The 18,093-nt window shown below is 70.0% G+C and carries 19 protein-coding genes and 1 pseudogene; 13 read left to right on the top strand and 7 right to left on the bottom strand.

The window, feature by feature from the left end:
* Positions 1–140: 140 nt before the first annotated feature.
* A complete protein-coding gene (locus tag ABFY03_RS31305; RefSeq protein WP_386723551.1) occupies positions 141–1,175 on the top strand; it encodes an MASE1 domain-containing protein in 1,035 nt (344 codons plus the stop codon).
* An 828-nt stretch (positions 1,176–2,003) separates the two neighbouring features.
* Here the strand turns inward: ABFY03_RS31305 and ABFY03_RS31300 are convergent.
* From ABFY03_RS31300 to ABFY03_RS31280, 5 genes are all read right to left on the bottom strand, one after another.
* A complete protein-coding gene (locus tag ABFY03_RS31300) occupies positions 2,004–2,315 on the bottom strand; it encodes an SCO5918 family protein (RefSeq protein WP_319008235.1) in 312 nt (103 codons plus the stop codon).
* A 49-nt stretch (positions 2,316–2,364) separates the two neighbouring features.
* Positions 2,365–2,604 (bottom strand): CBS domain-containing protein, encoded by a 240-nt coding sequence (locus tag ABFY03_RS31295; RefSeq protein WP_319008234.1) that lies wholly within the window; start codon positions 2,602–2,604, stop codon positions 2,365–2,367.
* Between the two features lie 35 nt (positions 2,605–2,639).
* Positions 2,640–3,917: a DEAD/DEAH box helicase gene (locus tag ABFY03_RS31290; RefSeq protein ID WP_346171396.1), complete on the bottom strand. Its 1,278-nt coding sequence runs from the start codon at positions 3,915–3,917 to the stop codon at positions 2,640–2,642.
* Between the two features lie 281 nt (positions 3,918–4,198).
* On the bottom strand, positions 4,199–4,402 hold the full coding sequence (locus ABFY03_RS31285; RefSeq protein ID WP_319008232.1) for a cold-shock protein: 204 nt from the start codon (positions 4,400–4,402) through the stop codon (positions 4,199–4,201).
* Between the two features lie 362 nt (positions 4,403–4,764).
* Positions 4,765–5,163 (bottom strand): hypothetical protein, encoded by a 399-nt coding sequence (locus tag ABFY03_RS31280; protein ID WP_346171395.1) that lies wholly within the window; start codon positions 5,161–5,163, stop codon positions 4,765–4,767.
* 744 nt (positions 5,164–5,907) lie between these two features.
* On the opposite strand from ABFY03_RS31280, the gene ABFY03_RS31275 reads away from it, so the two are divergent.
* From ABFY03_RS31275 to ABFY03_RS31220, 12 genes and pseudogenes are all read left to right on the top strand, one after another.
* Positions 5,908–6,357, top strand: a complete 450-nt coding sequence (locus ABFY03_RS31275; protein ID WP_346171394.1) for a hypothetical protein — start codon at positions 5,908–5,910, stop codon at positions 6,355–6,357.
* Positions 6,296–7,834: an integrase gene (locus tag ABFY03_RS31270; protein ID WP_346171393.1), complete on the top strand. Its 1,539-nt coding sequence runs from the start codon at positions 6,296–6,298 to the stop codon at positions 7,832–7,834. The genes ABFY03_RS31275 and ABFY03_RS31270 overlap by 62 nt, the downstream gene beginning before the upstream one ends.
* Positions 7,835–7,911: 77 nt before the next feature.
* Positions 7,912–9,552, top strand: coding sequence for a hypothetical protein (locus ABFY03_RS31265; protein ID WP_346171392.1), 1,641 nt, complete (start codon positions 7,912–7,914; stop codon positions 9,550–9,552).
* Entirely contained in the window at positions 9,549–11,669 is a 2,121-nt protein-coding gene (locus ABFY03_RS31260) for an integrase (protein ID WP_346171391.1), read from the top strand. Before ABFY03_RS31265 ends, ABFY03_RS31260 begins: the two co-directional genes overlap by 4 nt.
* Entirely contained in the window at positions 11,669–12,070 is a 402-nt protein-coding gene (locus ABFY03_RS31255) for a hypothetical protein (protein ID WP_346171390.1), read from the top strand. Before ABFY03_RS31260 ends, ABFY03_RS31255 begins: the two co-directional genes overlap by 1 nt.
* A 152-nt stretch (positions 12,071–12,222) precedes the next feature.
* Positions 12,223–12,867 (top strand): uracil-DNA glycosylase, encoded by a 645-nt coding sequence (locus tag ABFY03_RS31250; protein ID WP_346171389.1) that lies wholly within the window; start codon positions 12,223–12,225, stop codon positions 12,865–12,867.
* Positions 12,868–13,059: 192 nt separating this feature from the next.
* Positions 13,060–13,317 (top strand): hypothetical protein, encoded by a 258-nt coding sequence (locus tag ABFY03_RS31245; RefSeq protein ID WP_346171388.1) that lies wholly within the window; start codon positions 13,060–13,062, stop codon positions 13,315–13,317.
* A 50-nt stretch (positions 13,318–13,367) separates the two neighbouring features.
* The gene (locus ABFY03_RS31240) at positions 13,368–13,529 is read left to right on the top strand and encodes a hypothetical protein (RefSeq protein WP_346171387.1); all 162 of its coding nucleotides are present in this window, start codon (positions 13,368–13,370) and stop codon (positions 13,527–13,529) included.
* A 325-nt stretch (positions 13,530–13,854) separates the two neighbouring features.
* Positions 13,855–14,154 (top strand): hypothetical protein, encoded by a 300-nt coding sequence (locus ABFY03_RS31235; RefSeq protein WP_346171386.1) that lies wholly within the window; start codon positions 13,855–13,857, stop codon positions 14,152–14,154.
* Positions 14,155–14,248: 94 nt separating this feature from the next.
* Entirely contained in the window at positions 14,249–14,737 is a 489-nt protein-coding gene (locus ABFY03_RS31230; RefSeq protein ID WP_346171385.1) for a hypothetical protein, read from the top strand.
* Between the two features lie 82 nt (positions 14,738–14,819).
* Positions 14,820–15,437, top strand: a pseudogene (locus ABFY03_RS31225) (pentapeptide repeat-containing protein); the annotation flags it as partial.
* Positions 15,438–15,596: 159 nt separating this feature from the next.
* On the top strand, positions 15,597–16,625 hold the full coding sequence (locus ABFY03_RS31220) for a hypothetical protein (protein WP_346172380.1): 1,029 nt from the start codon (positions 15,597–15,599) through the stop codon (positions 16,623–16,625).
* Positions 16,626–16,887: 262 nt separating this feature from the next.
* Here ABFY03_RS31220 and ABFY03_RS31215 read toward each other — a convergent pair whose 3' ends face one another.
* Complete coding sequence (locus ABFY03_RS31215) at positions 16,888–17,454, bottom strand: hypothetical protein (protein ID WP_346171384.1); 567 nt, start codon at positions 17,452–17,454, stop codon at positions 16,888–16,890.
* A 210-nt stretch (positions 17,455–17,664) separates the two neighbouring features.
* Complete coding sequence (locus ABFY03_RS31210; protein WP_346171383.1) at positions 17,665–17,979, bottom strand: hypothetical protein; 315 nt, start codon at positions 17,977–17,979, stop codon at positions 17,665–17,667.
* Positions 17,980–18,093 lie beyond the last annotated feature (114 nt).

Here is an 18,093-nt window from a genome sequence, read left to right as displayed (position 1 = left end):
GCCGGCCCTCGGACCGGTCGTGACTCCACCAGCCGTGCGGACCCGTGCCGTACGGACCCGTGCCTTACGGACCCGTGCCGTGCGGCGGCGCCCGACACGCAGGCGTCCTTACCCGGCCGTGACGGCCCGGCCGGTGTCTCATGGCTGGCGTGTTCGTTAATCGGCAGTTCCGGCCCCTGACCGAAGCGGCGCTGATTTCGCTGGCCGTGGCGGCCTGCTACTACGCGGCCGGACGCCTCGGCCTGCTGGGCCGCCTCGTCGTCGGAGACGTGGTGGCCACCCCCATCTGGCCCCCCACCGGCGTCGCCGTCGCCGCCCTGCTGCTGTTCGGCGCGCGGGTCTGGCCCGGGATCGCGCTCGGCTCCTTCCTCGTCATCGCCTCCCTCACCACCCCTGGGCCCACCACAGCGGTCACCGTGGCGAGCAGCACCGTCGCGCCGCTCTGTGCCTTCCTGCTGCTCAGACGGGTCGGCTTCCGGCTCGACATGGCCCGGCTGCGCGACGGACTCGCGCTGATCTTCCTCGGGGGGTTCGGCGCCATGCTGATCAGTGCGACCGCGGGGGTCGGACTGCAGGTCGTGACGGGCTCCCTGGACAGGAGCGAGTTCTGGGCCGTGTGGCTGGCCTGGTGGGCGGGCGACACGATGGGGGTTCTGCTCGTCGCTCCGCTCCTGCTCGTACTCGCGGGGACCACCGGACGGTTCCGGATACGGCGCTGGAAGGAGGCGGCCTTTCTGGGGCTGACGACCCTGGTCGTCGTCCCCGTGGCCGTGCTCAGCCCGATGAGCCTGCTCTTCCTCGTCTTCCCCCTGCTGGTCTGGGCGGCGCTCCGCTTCCAGCTCGCCGGCAGTGTGCTGTGCGCGCTCTTCGCGTCCGTATTCGCCACCTTCGAGGCGACCTCCGACCGGGGCGCGTTCTTCCACCTGTCGGACGTCGAGATCATGGTCAAGCTCCAGACGTTCAACGGTTCCGCCGCCCTGACCGCCCTGCTCCTCGCCTCCGTCATCACCGAGCAGCGTGCGACCCGCCGTTCGGTGCGCCGCGCCTGCGAGGAACTGGCGGAGGTGCTGGAGCACCTCGCGGCGGGCGAGCCCTCGCCGGGTCCGCCCGCCGAACCCCCGCCCGAGCCCTCCGAGAGCCGGCCGGCCCCACCCGGCGGTCTCCGGGACCCATGACCCTCCGCGTCCGCGAAGGATCCGCTCGACGGTGGCCGCGGCGCTCCCGCTCCCGGCCTCACCCTCGACCGGCACCTCGCGGCGCACGGCCCCCTCGCCGGCTCCCCTCTGCTCGCCTTGGCCGCAGGCACCGCCCAGGCCCTCGCAGCCATCCACGCGCTCGGCGTCGTCCATCGTGACTGTTCATGGAGGGCCCATCCTGGGTGCTGTTCTGCGGCAGGCGGAGCATACGGCGGGGCGTCGACATCCGGCGTGGGGAACCTCAGACGAGGGTTCTGACGCGGTTCTCGTACTCACGGCGGGCCTTGCGCTGGGCCGGGATCGCCGGGGTGCCTGGATACCGTCGAGCGGTTGGCAGAGCGCGAGGAGCCGGCGGTGCACGGCCGGGACCGCGGCAACGCGCAGGGTGTACCCCTGGCCGTGCCGCACGACCACCCCATGGTCGAACCGCTGATCCCGGCAGGGCTCGCCCAGCTCACTCGGCCCGGCTCCTCGACGCACGAACAGCCGCCGACTCAGTCGGTGTCGGTCGCAGCGAGCACGGCCGGGCGCCGTCGACCTGGGGAGAGCGCGGCCACTACCGCCGGCGGGTTCAGGTCCTGCCCCGCGGCTGTGCTGGAGTCGCAGTACTCGGTCCTCCACTGAGCGCGGGGCGCCGGAGCGGTGGTTCGCCCGCCGGTCGATGCGCGGGGCCGGCGCACCTTCCGGTGTGCGGGCCGGTGGTCTGGTCCGTTCACCGAGCGTCACGCCGCCCGCCAGGAACACCGGTGCTGGCACTCCTGGCGGGCGGAGGGATCGACGAGGGGAATCGACGGGCGGAAGCGGCCGTCAGGCCGCGGGCGGCGTGCCCAGGAGGGCCGATGCCTGCTGGACCGGTCCGGCTGCCGTAGCCGAGCGGGAGACGGTCGTGCCGGTGCCGCACGTGAAGCCGAGGCGGGTCATGGCGCGCAGGACCTCGCCGGCTCCGAAGTCGCGGCGGTCCTGTCGGGTGACGACCGCGCCGACCTGCATAGCGGGGTAGACACGGCGTCCGATCCTCACGAACGCGCCGGTGACGGGCTCGGGCGTGACGCCCTTCATCGCCTCCAGGACACCGCTCATCGTCAGCTCGAACGGGTAACGGGCGATCACGCAGCGCATGGGACCTCACAGGGGCAAGGGAAGGGGAGCGGGTGGGCGAGGCGGGCGGTCACGCGCGGGACGCGGTGTCCGACGGGCCGAGTTCACGCAGGCGCACCCGGTCGGTGTACGCGGAACTGGCGCGGAATCCGGTGAGCTGGGCCCGGGTGACGACGCCGGTGCGCCGTCCGTCGGCGTCACGGATGATCAGGCGTGCGGTACGGGCTCCGTGCATGACCGCGAGGGCGACTTCGACGGTCATGTCGGCCCAGACGGACGGGTGAGCGGGTGGTGTCTGCGTCGCTGTCACGAGCGGCTCCTGGAAGACGAAGGGGAAGGGCAAGGTCAAGGGGAAAGGGAAGAGGAAGGCGAAGCGGAGGGCGAGGGCGGAGGCGTCCGCTCCGGGGCGCCCGTGATGCGGTGCAGTTCCGCCTCGCCGGGGCGGAACCGGGTGATCACGGGCTGGACGCCGGCCTCGGACATGAGGCGGGCGAGGGCGCGGCGCTGCTTCGGCGTGGCCAGAGTGACGACGCTGCCGGGCCTCCCGGCCCTGGCGGTGCGGCCGCTGCGGTGCAGGTAGTCCTTGGGGTCGGCGGGGGGATCGACGTTCACGACGAGGTCGAGGCCGTCGACGTGGATGCCGCGGGCGGCGACGCTCGTGGCGACGAGTACCGGCACCTGTCCGCTCCTGAACCGGGCGAGCGCGCGGGTCCGTTGAGGCTGGGATTTACCCCCGTGCAGCGCGGCGGCCTGCACCCCGCGGGCCAGCAGGTCCCCGGTCAGCCGGTCGACGGCGTGCTTGGTCCCGAGGAACATGATCACGCGCCCCGGGCGGCCGGCGATCTCGGCCGTCGTGGCCTGTTTGTCGTCGGCGTGGACGTGCAGGACGTGGTGCTCCATCGTGCTGACGGCTCCGGCTGCGGGGTCGACCGCGTGCACGACGGGGTCCGACAGGTAGCGGCTCACGAGCCGGTCGACGCTGCGGTCCAGAGTGGCGGAGAAGAGCAACCGCTGGCCCCCGGCGGGTACCCGGTCGAGGAGTTCGGCGATCTGCGGCGCGAACCCCATGTCGGTCATCTGGTCCGCCTCGTCCAGGACGGTGACGCAGATCCGGTCCAGCAGGCAGTCGCCCCGTACGACGAGGTCCGCGAGCCGGCCGGGGGTGGCGACGACGATCTCCGCGCCCTTCCGCAGGGCGTAGGTCTGCCTGCTGAGGGGCGATCCGCCGACGATCGTGGCCGTCCTCGACCCCACGGCACGGGCGTAAGGAGTGAGCGCGTCGGTCACCTGCTGCGCCAGCTCACGGGTGGGGACGAGGACGAGGGCGCGGGGCCGCCGGGGCAGGGCCCGCGTTCCCGCCGTACGGGCCACCAGGGCGAGGCCGTAGGCCAGCGTCTTCCCGGATCCGGTGCGGCCGCGCCCCAGGACGTCCCGGCCGGCCAGCGCGCTGGGCAGGGTGGCGCCCTGGATGGGGAACGGCACGGTGATGCCTTGGTCGGCGAGCGTGGCGAGCAGCCGGTCCGGCAGGTCGAGGTCGGCGAACGCCCGGACGGGGGACTCCTGCCGGGCGGGGGCTTCGTCTTCCCTTGCGGAGCGACGGCCGGTCGGGTGGGCGCTGTTCATGCGGAACCTTCCTTGCTGAGAGGCGCGTCAAGGAATGTCCGCAGTGAAGGAACGGAACCAGATATTTCCCGACGGTCTCGAATGGGGCAGGAAAGCTGAACCGCCGGAAAGGACCCCGAAAGGCGGGCTCGGCGGAGGGGGTGGCGCGGGCGCGGAGACGATATCCGCGGGCCACGGCGGTTCCGGGAGGGGATCCGCTCGGCACGGTCTCGGTGGTGCGTACGCGGCTGGGGCCCGCACCCCGAAGGATGCGGGCCCCAGCTGCGGTGTGCGTGCCTGGATCAGGCGGCGACGATGTTCTCGGCCGTCGGGCCCTTCTGGCCCTGCGCGATGTCGAAGCTGACCTTCTGGCCTTCCTGCAGCTCGCGGAAGCCCTGGGCGGCGATGTTCGAGTAGTGGGCGAAGACGTCGGGGCCGCCGCCGTCCTGCTCGATGAAGCCGAAGCCCTTTTCCGCGTTGAACCACTTCACGGTACCCGTGCTCATGTCTTGCTCCTTCGGGGAATCACCGGCATCCGCACTGTGCGGAAACCATGTCGCCGTGATGATTGCCCCGCCGGATGATCCGGAGATGAAAAAAGTACTCCTGCCGCCCTGGAGGCCGCTGGGGCACTTGAAGTTTCGGGAACCACAACTGCAACTGAAATCGAAGGTAGCACGACATCGCCCCGAAAGTCGGCGGAAATATCCACGCTCCTTTTGTGCGGCAGTAATCCTCTTCGCGCCGCGTGCCGAATTCTCATCCCGCCCGCACAGATATCGGGACCCACCGCGGACGACGAAGCGGGCCCGGGTCGGCGGCCCGCGCCCGCTCTCACGCGTAACTCAGCAGGACCGGGGCCGAAAGATCATGCGTGCCCCGACGACGAGGCGGGGCGGAGCGGGGGCTGGGGGGAGGCGCCGCCACCCTTGAACCCGTGCCCGAGACCGCGCCGGCGGGGCCTGCGTCCCGTACGCGGGGAGGGGACCGCGCCCGCGGCGGCCGGCTCCGGCTCGGTGTCCACCGGCAGGCCCATACGGCGCCGGGCGGTGGAGGCCGCCGCTGTCGCTGCGGCGAGGACGTCCTGGATCTCCGGGCCGATCCCGCCCAACGCCTCGGCCAGGGTGTCGATCGCGGTGAGGGCGTCGTCGGCGGCCACCGTGCTCCAACCGCCGGCGCTCACCGCGTCCGCGCACAGGCAGGCGCTCTCGGCGGCCTGGTCGGCGTGCTCCTCGATTGCGGGCAGCGCCCGCCCCACCAACTCCACGAGGCTCCTCGACGACGTGCGCGGAACGATCACGGTGAGTGTCACACGGCCGCCCGATTCGACACCCACAGGAAGTGAGAGCGGACTTCGGCCCCGACGAGCCCGCGCGTGCACCGAGGTGCACCATGAACGAGCAATGCGATGGTCCGCTCCTCTCCGCCGGCACCTGATACTCGACCAGAGAGCTCGCCGCTGCCCTCCGCATCGACGCTTCGACCTTGCGTCGCCGGCGAACATCCCGTCCACCCCAGGGCCCTCCCTTCGTTTCCATGTCCGAGCGCGTCGTCATGTACAGCGCCGCCGATGTTGAGACCTGGCTGGACAGCCGCCGCACCGGGCCCGACCGGAAGGCTCAATGCCGCACATAGAAACCGTCCCCGTCGGCGTACGACTTTCGACGGACGTCGAGTACAGACCCGACAGGCCAAACCCGTACCGCGCCCGAGTTCGCTGGTTCGACCCCACCACCAAACGGCGGAGGTCCCTGTCCGAGGGGAAGGACAGCGAGGAGGAAGCGCAGGAGTGGATCCAGGCCATCATCGAAGCCGCCGAAGCAGGACTCGCTCCCGCCACGGCCACGATGAACCTGACCGGCGTACGGCGACGCCAACATGGAACTCGCCCTGCGCGGAATTGAATTGAAGACGCGCGACCCGTACCTCTCCGGGTGGAGGCTTCGCGTCGCGCCTTCGCTGGGGCACCTGCCCGTTCGGATGATCACCAACGGTCTGGTCGACCCGCACCGTGCAGAACTGGATCGCCGACGAGTACGGCCGGTCCACCGTCAAGAACACCCTCGCCGTCCTCGTCCGCGTCATGGAACAGGCGGTCCGCGACGGCATCATCCCGATCAACCCAGCACTCGTCACCGGCTGGCAGAGGCTGTACAAGCAGGCCGAGGACGAACTCCTTGACCCCCAAGCCCTCACACCGCCGGACCGGGAGGCGCTGGTCGAGCTGGCCGACGCGCTCGTGGCCGCCTCCTACGGCGAGTACCGCGGCTGGGGCGAGGTGGTGCTCTTCGCCGCGTGTACCGCCGCGCGCATCGGCGAGGTCTCCGGCAGCCGGGTCGGGGGGCATCGACGCGACTTCCCTGATGATTCTGTGAGTTCACGCATCAGGGAGGCGTCGGTTGGCCGAGTGGCAAGTGGTGTGGGTACCGGATCCGGGCCGCTGGGGTGTCCTCCCCGATGAGGATGTTCTCGGGGTTCGGGACTTGCCGGCAGCGGTGGCCCGGATCGGTCTTCGGCCTGGTGATCCGGTGTTCGTGGGGCCGGACGGCACCGTCGATGCGGGGCTCCTGGAGTTCGTCCTGTCCGACTCGTTCCGGCGCTTGGAGCGGGAGACGAAGCGGAACTACGCGACGGACATTCGGCCGCTGTTGACTTTCCTGTCCTCGCGCGGGGTTTTCTGGCGAAGGGCGAGCCGCAGGGATCTGGCGGATTACCGCGACTGGCGGTGCCGGGCGGTGGAGAACCCGAAGCGCATCGGCGGGACGAAGTGGAACCGGGAGGCAGCCGCATTCACCAAGCTGTTTCGGTGGGCGGGGGTTGAGCCGCTGCCTGTGGACGTCGGACGGCGCGAGGACCGGGCCGCGGACTCTGTCAGCTCCAACGTGCTGTGGCTGACGCCGCGGACGTGGCGTTTGTGGTCGGACATCGGGCTGCGCGGCCACCTGGGCCTCGGGTTACCGGCGGCCGGGTGGGAGTCGAGGACCGAGCTGCGCAACACCAGCTTTGTCCAGCTGCTGCTCGGCTCCGGTCTGCGGCGCCAGGAGGGCGGCTCGCTGCTCACCTTCGAGGTGCCTGTCGAGAGGCTGCGCCATGGCCGCTACTGCCACGGGCAGGTCGCCGCGGCCGTCACCCGGGCGAAGGTGGGCCGGGTCTTCTACGCCACGGTGGACGCGGTCGGGCAGGTCGAGGCGTACATCGCCTCGGAGCGCGCCTGGGCCGTCCAGCGCGCTCAGCAGCAGGGCCGGTACGAGCGTCTTGCCGAGTTGAGGCTGGTCACGGGAGTGAGGCGGGGCCGCAGGCCGGTGGTGGAGTGGGTAGACCGGCACGGTGTCGCAGGCCGGCAGGAACTGGGGCGTTTGGGGTGGCGGGAGCGGCAGTTGCTGTTCGTCGACGGCCCGGACGGACCGGAGCCGGCCTGGCTGTGGCTCACCGAGCAGGGCCTGCCGATGGCGCCGGAGCGGTGGAACGGGGTCTTCAGTCAGGCCAACCAGCGCTGCGAGCAGGTCTTGCTCACCGCCCCGGAGCGGATGGTGGGACGCGGTCTGAGGCTGGCGGAGGTTCGTGGCCGGAGTCCGTACGCGACGCCGCTGGCCGCCCGGCATTCGTACGCGCTCTACATGCTGGTCCTGCTGAACACGCTGCTGGAGTCCCGGCTCGGGTTGACGAAGGCGGATCGCCGGGATTTCGCGATGCTGTTCGGTGATCCGTGGTGGTTGGTGAAGACCCTGCTCGGACACGCCGATGTGGAGACCACGAAGCGCCATTACCTTGCTCCGGTCGCGCACCTGGAGCTGGAGTCGGTCCTGGCCGCAGGATGCGCCGAAACCGCTGGGGTGCGTCCTGCAGAGGACCTGGACGGGGTGTTCGCCTGCCTTGCCCGCGAGTCGCAGGGTATCCAGGACATCGACATCCTGCTGGCCGAGCGGGCGGACGGATGAGCAGGCGGGGGCGCCGGGCCGCTATGCCTCCGGCCGGACACCGCGCTGCCGAGCCGCTGGCTGCCGACGAGCTGGTGGTGACCATCGCCTCGAGCGAGGACACATACTGCCGGTTCGACTTCGCCGGCCTGCCTGTCGCCGAGCCGATGCAGCGTTCCCTGGCCCGTTTGTTCGCCACCAGGTCGGCCCGGTGGAACAGCCTGGAGACCGCGACGGCCTACTGGACGGCGCTGGGAGCGTTCGCCCGTTTTGTCGCCGAGCAGCCAGACGTGGTCGAGGACCTGGACGGTCTCACCGCCGCGATGCTCAAGCGGTGGCGGGCCCGGAACATTGCCACCAGCGGGGGCATCAGCCTCATGCGTCACATCAGGCCGCTGTTGAAGCTGGACGAGCGGCTGGCCGCCGGGCCGGTTGCCGAGGAGCTTCTGCGGCGTCTGCCCACCCATCCCTCGAAGCGCCGGGCCTTCGACGCCCAGGAGCAGCACCACGTGGTGCTGGCCGCGCAGCGGCAGTTCCGCGCTGCGCTCCTGCGGGTGCGGGACAACGCTCGCCTACTGGACCGCTGGAGGTCCGGTGAACTGCCCCGGGGCAGTCGCGAAGCGCGGCTCGGTGCGCTTCTCGACCACCTGGCCCGTACCGGCCATCTCCCCGACCACGACCGTGCAGTGAGCTCCGAGCGGAGGCTGGTGGGCGGTACGAGCTGGGAGGACACCTGGGGCCGGCTGTATCTGGACCGCTCGGAGCTCACTGCCCTCGGCGTGCTGCTGACTCACCGATTCGGCTGGAACCTGTCCGTCTACGAACGTCTGCCCGCACCGACCACAGCGCCGTCAGCCGGTACGGACACGGCGCCGGTCTACCGGATCCAGGTGGAGAAGCGGCGCCAGGGCGGCGGCCGCTGGTTCTCGACGGAGAACGTGGCCGACACCGGCCCGAGCTCGCCCGGGCGGCTGATCGCCCAGGCGCTGGAGGCCACCGCCTTCGCCCGCCGTCTCGCCGCCGTCCTCGCCCCAGGAACGGACCGGCTGATGGTGGCGCGCCGGAACTACCCCAGCAAGTCGCATCGCGCCCCGCTCAGGCCCGCCTTCCTCGGCCCGCTGATCGTCGGCATCACCGACGGCGACGCGCAGAAGTGGGGCAAGGCCCAGGGGATGTCCGGGTCGCCGTTCCAGCGCAGCCGCCGCGCAGCGGTGATCCGCGAGGGCCGCCCGCTCCAGCACGCCCCGGGCACGTACGAGAGCGTGTACGTACTGCCCGACGAACAGGTCCAGCACGCATCCCGGGACGTCTTCACCGAAGGCGCCCACGAGGCCCTGGCCCAGGCGCGGGCCGCTGTGTTCGGCGGCCGGCTCACCGGCGCGGCCGATCCCGGCCACACCGCGACCGCCACCGCCGACTGCGCGGACGAAACCTCCAGTCCCTGGCCGGACGGCGCCGGGGGCTGCGCGGCGGATTTCTTGCTGTGCCTGGGCTGCCGCAACGCTCACATCCACCCCGGCCATCACCCGCGCCTGGCCTACCTGCACCAGGAACTGCGCAGTCTGCGCTCCGTGCTGCCCGCCGAGGTCTGGCACGCGCGGTGGGCAGAGCACTTCGCCCGCCTGAACGACCTGCGCGACAAGACCGGCCCGCCCGCCTGGGATACAGCCAGCAGCCGGGCCGACACCGACGACCACACCCTGGTCCACCTGCTGGTGAAGGGAACCCTCCGACCATGACCGCCGCCCAAGGCGCCGACGACGACCCTTACACGCTGCCCATGCCCACGCCGGAAACCCCGGTGGTGCTGGCGAAGTGGATCAGCCCCGGCAACACTCACCCCAACTCCACCTACCAGGAACCCGTCTGGTCGCTCGCCCCGCTCGTCGACAACCCTGCCAGCGCGCTGCCCCGCATCTACTGGAAGAACTGCACACCCTCACTGCGCGGTCAGCTGAAGCTGACCGCCTGGACGATGATCAACGGCTGGCTGCGCCCCACCTACCTCCACACCCGCGGCGTGCAGGCCAAGGCCCGCACCTCAGCCGGCGATCTCTACGCCACCTGCACCGAGTGGATGAAGCTCGCCCGCTGGCTCGCCCGGCAGCACGTTACCGACCTGGCCGGCTGCACCGACACGCTGTGGCGGGCCTACGTCCACGAGCGCCTGGCTACGGTCTCGCGCGCCACCGGGGCGCTGACCTGCGCCCGCCTGACGGACCTGTGGGCCTTCGACCGGCTCTCCGCCGCCCCGGCCGGTATCGCCCGCCCGCCGTGGGACACCGAAGGGGTGGACGACTTCCTGCCCGCCGTCGGCGGCGCCCGGGCCGAGAATGCCACCGAGCCCCTCGACCCGCAGGTTCTCGGGCCGCTGCTCATCTGGGCCATGCGGTTCGTCGACGACTTTGCCGGCGACATCCTCGCCGCCTCGGCCGAACGCCGCCGGTTGCTCGGTCTCGCCCGCACCAACCAGGGAACCCCGGCCACCGCGGCCGCACTGGAAGAGTTCCTGCTGCCACTGGTGCGTGACGGCGGCCCGCTGCCGGCCACCGCGGGTGCAGGCCGGCCTCTGCTGGCCAGGTCCTACGTCGGTGCGGTCACCGGCGCCAGCAGGTGGCAGGTCCTCCAGTTCGTCGAGCAGTACGGCGTGGGCGATCTTGTGGCGCAGAGACCTGGTCCCTGCCCGATGAACGTTCCCGTCCGAGGATCGCTCGACGGCAGGCCCTGGCGTACGGCCATGGACTTCCACGATGTGCCCCAGCTGATGCGCCACCTCAGCACAGCGGCCGCCATCGTGTGCCTATACCTGACCGGCATGCGTCCCCAGGAGGTCTTGAACCTGCGCTCAGGATGCTGCCCCGACCCCGAACCCGACGACACCACGGGCCGGCACCTGATCCGCTCCCGCCACTTCAAGAACGTCACCGACACCGACGGCCATCACCTCTCCGCCGGCGAGATCCGTGCCGTCCCATGGGTGGCCATCACGCCGGTCGTCAACGCCATCCGCGTCCTGGAACAGATGGTGCCCGCCGGGGAACTCCTCTTCAGTGCCGCCCACTACAGCGGCCGGCCCGGCGGGTCCCTGCAGACCGGGGGCCTGAACCTGCGGATCAACGACTTCACCGCCTGGATCAACCACGAGGCCACCGCCCGGGGCCTTACCGGCCAGCACATCCCCGACGACCCCCACGGCCCCATCAAGGTCAGCCGCTTCCGTAGGACCCTGGCCTGGCACATCGCCCGCCGCCCCGGCGGCCTGATCGCCCTGGCCATCCAGTACGGCCACATGCGCACCGTCCTGGACGCCCGCACCTCCAGCCGCTACGGCACCCGCAGCCGCGGCGGCATCCACACCGTCCTCGACGTCGAGACCGCCCTGGCCGCCGCCGACACCGCCGCCCGACTGCGCGACCAGCTCGCCACCGGCGAACGCATTTCCGGCCCCGCAGCCAGCCGGGCCCTCACCGCCGCCGCCCAAGCCCCCCGCTTCGAAGGACGTATCGTCCCGCGGACCTTCGTCCACAAAGCCCGCGCCTACCTCGCACGCGACGGCATCGTTCTCTACGACAATCCCGACACCCTGCTGATCTGTGCCTTCCAGCACGACATCGCCCTGTGCAACCCAGGCCCCGGCGCAACCGGACCCCGCCAATACGACTGCCGCCCCGGCTGCGGCAACACCGTCCGCACCGACACCCACGCCCGCCTACTGCGCCAGCGCGCCGCCGAACTCGACCAGCTCGCCGGGCACCTCCCCACCCCGCTCGCGAGGCGCCTACACACCAACGCCGACCGGCTCCGCGACACCGCCACCACCCACGAAGCCACCGCACAGAGTCCCGAGGCCCCGTGATGAACACCGACCACCAGGCCGAACGCACCCGCATCCGACAGGCCATGGACCGGCTCCTTACAGGCCGGGCCACGGTGTCCAACGGCGGCCTCACCTCCACCGCCCTCGCTGCCGAGGCTGGTGTCCACCGCATGGCTTTGATGAAGCGGCACGCTGACCTGAAGAACGAGTTCTTCGAACGTGTCCGCACCGAGACCGCCCAAATCCCGGAGGACGAGAAAAGGCTGCGCCGAACCGTCGCGCAGCTCAAACAGACCGTGGCCGACCGAAACGCCGAGATCCAGGAACTGCGCCAGCAGATCACCCGCCTCACCCTCGCTGCAGCAGTCCTCACCCACGACCGCCCAGCAGCACCTGCAGCGGACATCAGTAACGTCCTCCCCTTGCGAGGACAGTCCTGAGCAACGCGGAGTGGTGGCTGCATCATCCCCTGAACACCAGAGCCGCCCGGAGCTTCCGTCGTTACTCGTCCTCCTGCGCCTGCTCCAGGAGCCCGCCGTCAGACATGCCCGGTAGGGTCCCCGCGATAGCGGAAGTCGGCACAGGAGGAAGCATGGCGAGGCAAATGCGCGAAGAGGCGTTCCGGATAGAGCAGGAGCAGGGGCGCTATGCCCCCCATGTACGTCCGGTCAACGAGATGGTCGACGCTTTGCGCGACCAGGACGGGCGTGGCTGGATGCCGCATGTCGCTCCCTGGCACGGGGGCGTGGAGGCGCGCGTCCTGTCGATCCTCCGGGACCCGGGCCCCAAGACGCAGGAGGGGGCCGGCTCGGGATTCCTGTGCGTGGAGAACGACGATCCGACAGCGGAGCTTCAGGTCCAGCTCTTCGAGGAGGCGGGGATCGCACCAAGAGATGTCACTCCCTGGAATGCCTACCCCTGGTACATCAACCGCTCGCCGAAGGTGGCCGAGGTCCAGGCCGGCATCGAGGTCCTGAAGCAACTGCTGGAACTGATGCCGAAGGTCGAGGTCGTGCTTCTCCAGGGCGGCGAAGCCCAGGACGCGTGGCGCCGCCTGCTCAAGACGCATCCCGGAGCTGTCCGCGAACGGAGTCTGAAAGTGGTCAGCACCTACCACCCGGGACGGCAGGCTCTCTTCACGCCGGACCCGGAGGAACGGGCCCGCCGCGCGCAGCACAGAGTCGACTCCTTCCAGACCGTCGGTGACCTGCTCCGTGGATCGGTCGGGGAGCCGTAGAACTCCACCGCGCCCACACCACTCGGGGAGGACCCGACGAGGCGCCAGACGAGCCGTCCGACACAGCGGACCGTGTCACACGTCGTACAGCTGTCGCTACCCGACCGGCAGCTGTGGGGAAGTACCTAGCCCGTCCCATCTACAGGGCGGGGAAGATCAAGAAACGCAGAAGTTGCCGGAGAGGTGGGGACCGTGAAGGTGAAGAGGCAGGCGCTGCGCGAGGCAGAGATACCCGGCTGGGAGGTGCTGTACGACGCGGCCGATCCCCGGCACGCGGCGGCCGGCACCGAGTACCTGCGGCACGTCGGCGAAGGGACCACGCCGAATGTGTACGCCTTGTGGTGCGTGAAGCATCGCGTCGCGCGGGTGCTGGCGCACTTCCACGAGGACCGGGAACTGATCTCCTCGGGAGCCTGGTGCGTCGAGTGCGTGAAGGCTGGCGGCCGGTGAGCGGGCAGGCCAAGCCAAACCCAGCAGGGGCATGCTGCCTGGTAATCGTCGTGATCTTCGTGATTGCCGTCGTCGCCGGCGCTTTCAGCGGGGACGACGAACCGCAGACGAACCGGCAGCGGTGCGAGGCGGAGTCATCGCAGGAGGTGTGGAGCTTCGACGACTGCAAGAAGATGTTCCCGGGTGAGCGCGGCATCAGCGGTTGGGACTAGCAGGCCGGTTGAGTGACCATGCGTCCAACACAAGCAATCCGTGTGACAGACCGTACGACGATGGCGTCTGCCCCTCGACCGAACTGGGGATGGGCGCCATCGTGTCGACAGGCTTGGGTGACCCCAGCGGTCCACGAGGGGGTCGAAGACGTCGCCGGCGGTGGCCGGTGCAAAGTCACTCTGCGTGCCCGGTCCTTAGATCGCGCCCGACTCGCTGATCATCCGGGTGTCGCCTGTGCCCCCGTACTGAACTCATCGGCTTCCGGATCGATAAGCGCGGCAAGCGCTACAGTCTCTGCGTTCGTGCAGATCAGAGGGAGGGGACATGGTCAGACGCTGGGGGGTGGCCTCCGTCGCCGTGCTTGCGCTCGCGACTGGCTGCGGGACCGAGGTGCAGCGCGGGGCGAACGCCTACGACTATGCGGCTGGGTACCTGAGCGGGCGCAACGAGAGCCGGGCGGGCGCGGAGAAAGGCTCCGGGTGCGTACAGCAGCTCCAGGACTACGAGGCCGCCATGGGTGAGGGCGCGATCTCCGAAGTGCGCAAGTACTTCATGAAGGGGTGCATGGACGGCTTCGACGGCGCCAGTCCCGCGATGTGGCCAGAAGACCAGCCAAAGCCGTAGAGCGAGATCGGCCTCGGGGAGCATGGCCGACGTGGGTAGCGGTGGGGTGTTCAGTTTGTTGAACGGCCCGTGCGGGGGTGGCAGGCTGGGCAGGGTGAAGGGTGACCGGCTGGGGAAGTCCGGCCGTGCGAGCGTCGCCGAGCGGCTGGTGGACGAGGTGGGCTGGATCCGGCAGTGCGCCGACTGGATCGACCACCTGGACCACGAGTCCTACCCGCCCGCCGCCAACCTCCGCCCCGAGGCCGACTTCCCCGACCGTGCGAACGTCGTGGTGGACTTTGCCCGGGTCTCGGCGATCCTGCGCCGGATCGCCTTCGACGTGGACGAACTCGCCCGTGCCCGGAACGTGGACGATCTGACCGGTGCTCGCGTCGGCGACGACCCGCGGGCCGAGCGCCGCCGCCGACTCGCCGAGCCGGACCTGGAGTACGCCGAGTTCACCCGCAGGAAGAACCTGCCGTGGCGCTCCACCCGGCAGGGCGAGGCGGCCTGGGACGCCTACCAAGCCGAGCGGCACCGCCGCGGTGAGACGGACCAGGCCCCGTACACCGCGTACAACCCATTCCGGCCTGGGCCCGCCTGACCAGGCACCACCCGCACGACCTCCGTCCCTCGTCCGACGACCGTCGGCACGGGAGCTTCTTCTGTCTGGAGCCGTCCCCGCTATGAGCACGCTCACCTCTCCGACGGCAGCGCCGTCCTGGCCGCACTGCACTCACGGGGCTGACCCGGTCACCGACCCCGTCGGCTGCCGCGGCATCCAGGTCATTGGCCACACCGCCTGTCTCGCACACCTAGACGACGCCGACCGCACCACCTACCTGGCGGGCCTGACCCCGGGCGCGAACATCGACCACCGTGGCACCCCCTTCACCGAAGACCTCCTCAACGAGCTCTTGGTCGCCCTCGCCGACCCAACCACCCAACACCCGCACCTCGGCGATGCCTGGTTCAACAGCGCCCGGTTCTCCGGCACTGCTCCGTTCATGTTTACGCGGTTCTCCGGTGTTGCCCAGTTCGGTGAGGCGCGGTTCTCCGGCGACGCATGGTTCGGCGGAGCTCAGTTCTCCGGCGACGCCTGGTTCGGTGGGGCGCGGTTCGCTGGTGCCGCGGGCTTCGAGAGGGCGCAGTTCTCCGGCGATGCTCAGTTCGCCGATGTGCGGTTCTCCAGTGATGTCGAGTTCGTCAATGCGCGGTTTTCCGGTGCGGCAGGGTTCAGCTGGACGCATTTTTCTGGTGTCTCCCATTTCAATCGGGCGCGGTTCTCCGGCGACGCATGGTTTGGCAGGGCTCAGTTCTCCGGCCATGCCGATTTCGGTGGGGCGGAGTTCTTGGCGGCTGGTCAGTGGGGGCCGGTGGTGTGCACACAAGAGGTGGATCTGTCGGGGGCGGTGTTCGGGGCGCCGGTGACGCTGGAGATTGCGGCGAGTGCGGTGTCGTGTGTGCGGACGCGGTTCGAGTCGACGGCGACGCTGCGGGTGCGGCGGGCTGAGGTGGATCTCGGCTACGCGGTGCTGGCGGCTCCGGTCGCGCTCACCGCCCACCCCGCCCCCTTCACCACCGGCACCGGCGTCGTGGACGAGGGGCTGCTGACCAGCCCCGACCGGGTACGGGTGACGTCGGTGCAGGGAGTGGACGCCGCGCACCTGGTCCTGACCGACACCGACCTGTCCGAATGCCTGTTCTCCGGCGCCTTCCACCTCGACCAGCTCCGCCTGGAGGGCCGCACCACCCTCGCCCCCACCCCCACCGGCTTCCACCGCCGTGGCATAGCCCCGATCCGCTGGACCCGCCGGCGCACCCTGGCCGAGGAGCACCACTGGCGCGCCCACAGCGCCGGGCAGCCCTCCGGGCCCGCAGACGCCCCGCCCGAGCCTCGCCGGTGGCGCAACGGCCCGGACCACGGCGACCCCGCCCGCACCCCCGACCCTGACGACGTCGCCGCCCTCTACCGGCAGCTCCGCAAGGCGTTCGAGGACGGCAAGAACGAACCTGGCGCGGCGGACTTCTACTACGGCGAGTGCGAGATGCGCCGCCACGACCGCACCGGCACCCCCAAGACCGAACGCCGCCTGCTGTGGGCCTACTGGCTGCTCTCCGGCTACGGCCTGCGCGCCTCGCGCGCCTTGGGATGGCTCGCCGCCGCCATGCTCACCACCATCCTGCTGCTGATGGCCTTCGGCCTGCCCGCCTCCTCCCCGAAACAGGAAGCCACCGGCACCGTCCCCGCCGGCGGTGGGAAGGTCACCTTCGTCATCGACAAGCAGGACCCGAAGAACCCTGTGAAGGACCGGTTCACCGCCAAACGCTTCGACAAGGCCCTGAGCGTCACCCTGAACTCGGTGGTGTTCCGCTCCAGCGGGCAGGACCTCACCACCGCCGGCACCTACATCGAGATGACCTCCCGCATCCTCGAACCCGCCCTCCTCGCCCTCGCCGTCCTCGCGATCCGCGGACGCATCAAACGCTGACCACCCCACCGGAGAAGACCGTTCAGCAAACTGAACACCCACCCGCTACCCACTGAACCCCTGCTCCCTGAGGCCGGAGATGCGGGGCGATCCAGCTCCGCGTGGGCGGCTCCATGTCCAGGAGCCGCCGCAAGGCGTTCGGCCGGTACTTCTGCCAGCTGCCAGATCTGCTCGGCGGAATGCGGCCACCTGTGCGATAGGTAGCCGACTACGAGACACCGTGCTTGTTGAAACCGCATCTGACTTGAAGAGGGAGAAGCCTCTATGCGGACGGTTCGCTTCCAGAGTTGCGGGCCCGTTCCAGCCGGCCGTGCAATCCACCGTGGTGGCGTAGGGCCTTCGTTGCTGTCCCTATGAAGCGGTGTCCTTCATCATCGAGGTTGAACTCGACGATGGTGCGGACACCGTCCTCTGGTCGACCGCTCTCGGAGGTGATCACGAGGTACTGGATTCGCTTCGGTCGACGGCCTCCGACAGGGCCCTCTGGGTCGAATACGGCGATGTCGTCGAACGGGAGGTCCATGCTTCTCGCCGAGAGACTCGGGCTGTCGAGGGCCACGATCACGCGGCGGTCCGTGAGGTAGAAACGCACGGGCAGTGGCGGGGCATCAGAAGGGACCCACATACCGCCACAGGTGACCCACTCGACCTCTCCCTCTTCCAGCGTGTCCTGGACAAACTGCCACAGGAGAGACTCGGATATTAGAGCGTCCGCTTCCTTCTTCGGGGCTGCCAAAGCGCCTGCGAAGCGAGTTCCGAAAGGTTCCACGGCGTGATCAGTGATGGGACGTGATTCCTGAATCTCCTTGCGGCGGCGGAACAGTGCCATGGGCTCTCCTTGTGAGTGGATGATCCGAAATGCATCGTTGGCATGCTGTGCCGCAGCTGCAGGAGGACGCTACCAACCACCAGGCTCTCTCGTCTCCGTGCTCATCGACGGCTCTGTCGGCCCAAGGCGAGCAGACTGGTGAGCTCGGCGGATCGCATCCAGGGAGGACCTAGATCAGCTGCGGACGTTCTCTGGTTCTTGCGCCGACGCTCACTGGGGTTGGCGAGCTGCCGGATTGCGTTCGGCGACATGGCGGGCGATGGCGTCGACCCCGGGGCGGGCGTAGCGCTCCAGGGAGCGGACTGAGGCGTGGCGGGAGCGAGCCGGCAGCATCGGGGTGGAGGTGCCGTGCTTGGCGTCGTGCGTGAGTGCGGTGTGCCGCAGCTGGTGCAGGGTCCAACCGTCCAGGTTCTCGATGGCGTCGGGTGAGGCAAGTGGGTTAGCAAGCAGCCGCGTGGCGCACTCGAAGATCTCCTCAGCCAGCCGATAGGAGAGTCGGGCCCATCCTGATCTCCAGGCATACATCCAGCAACGAAGTGCCAGCCGGAGCCTTACGGCTGGTGAGGAACAGCGGCCCGCGGGTGCGCTCGGTGATGAGCCGGGGCAGGAGCTGGGAAGTACCGGACTGCCAGCGGATTC

The organism is Streptomyces roseofulvus (assembly GCF_039534915.1).
GTDB classification, from domain to species: domain Bacteria; phylum Actinomycetota; class Actinomycetes; order Streptomycetales; family Streptomycetaceae; genus Streptomyces; species Streptomyces roseofulvus.
The sequence above is the reverse complement of the archived record's forward strand: the minus strand, read 5'-3'. Positions and strand labels throughout refer to the sequence as shown.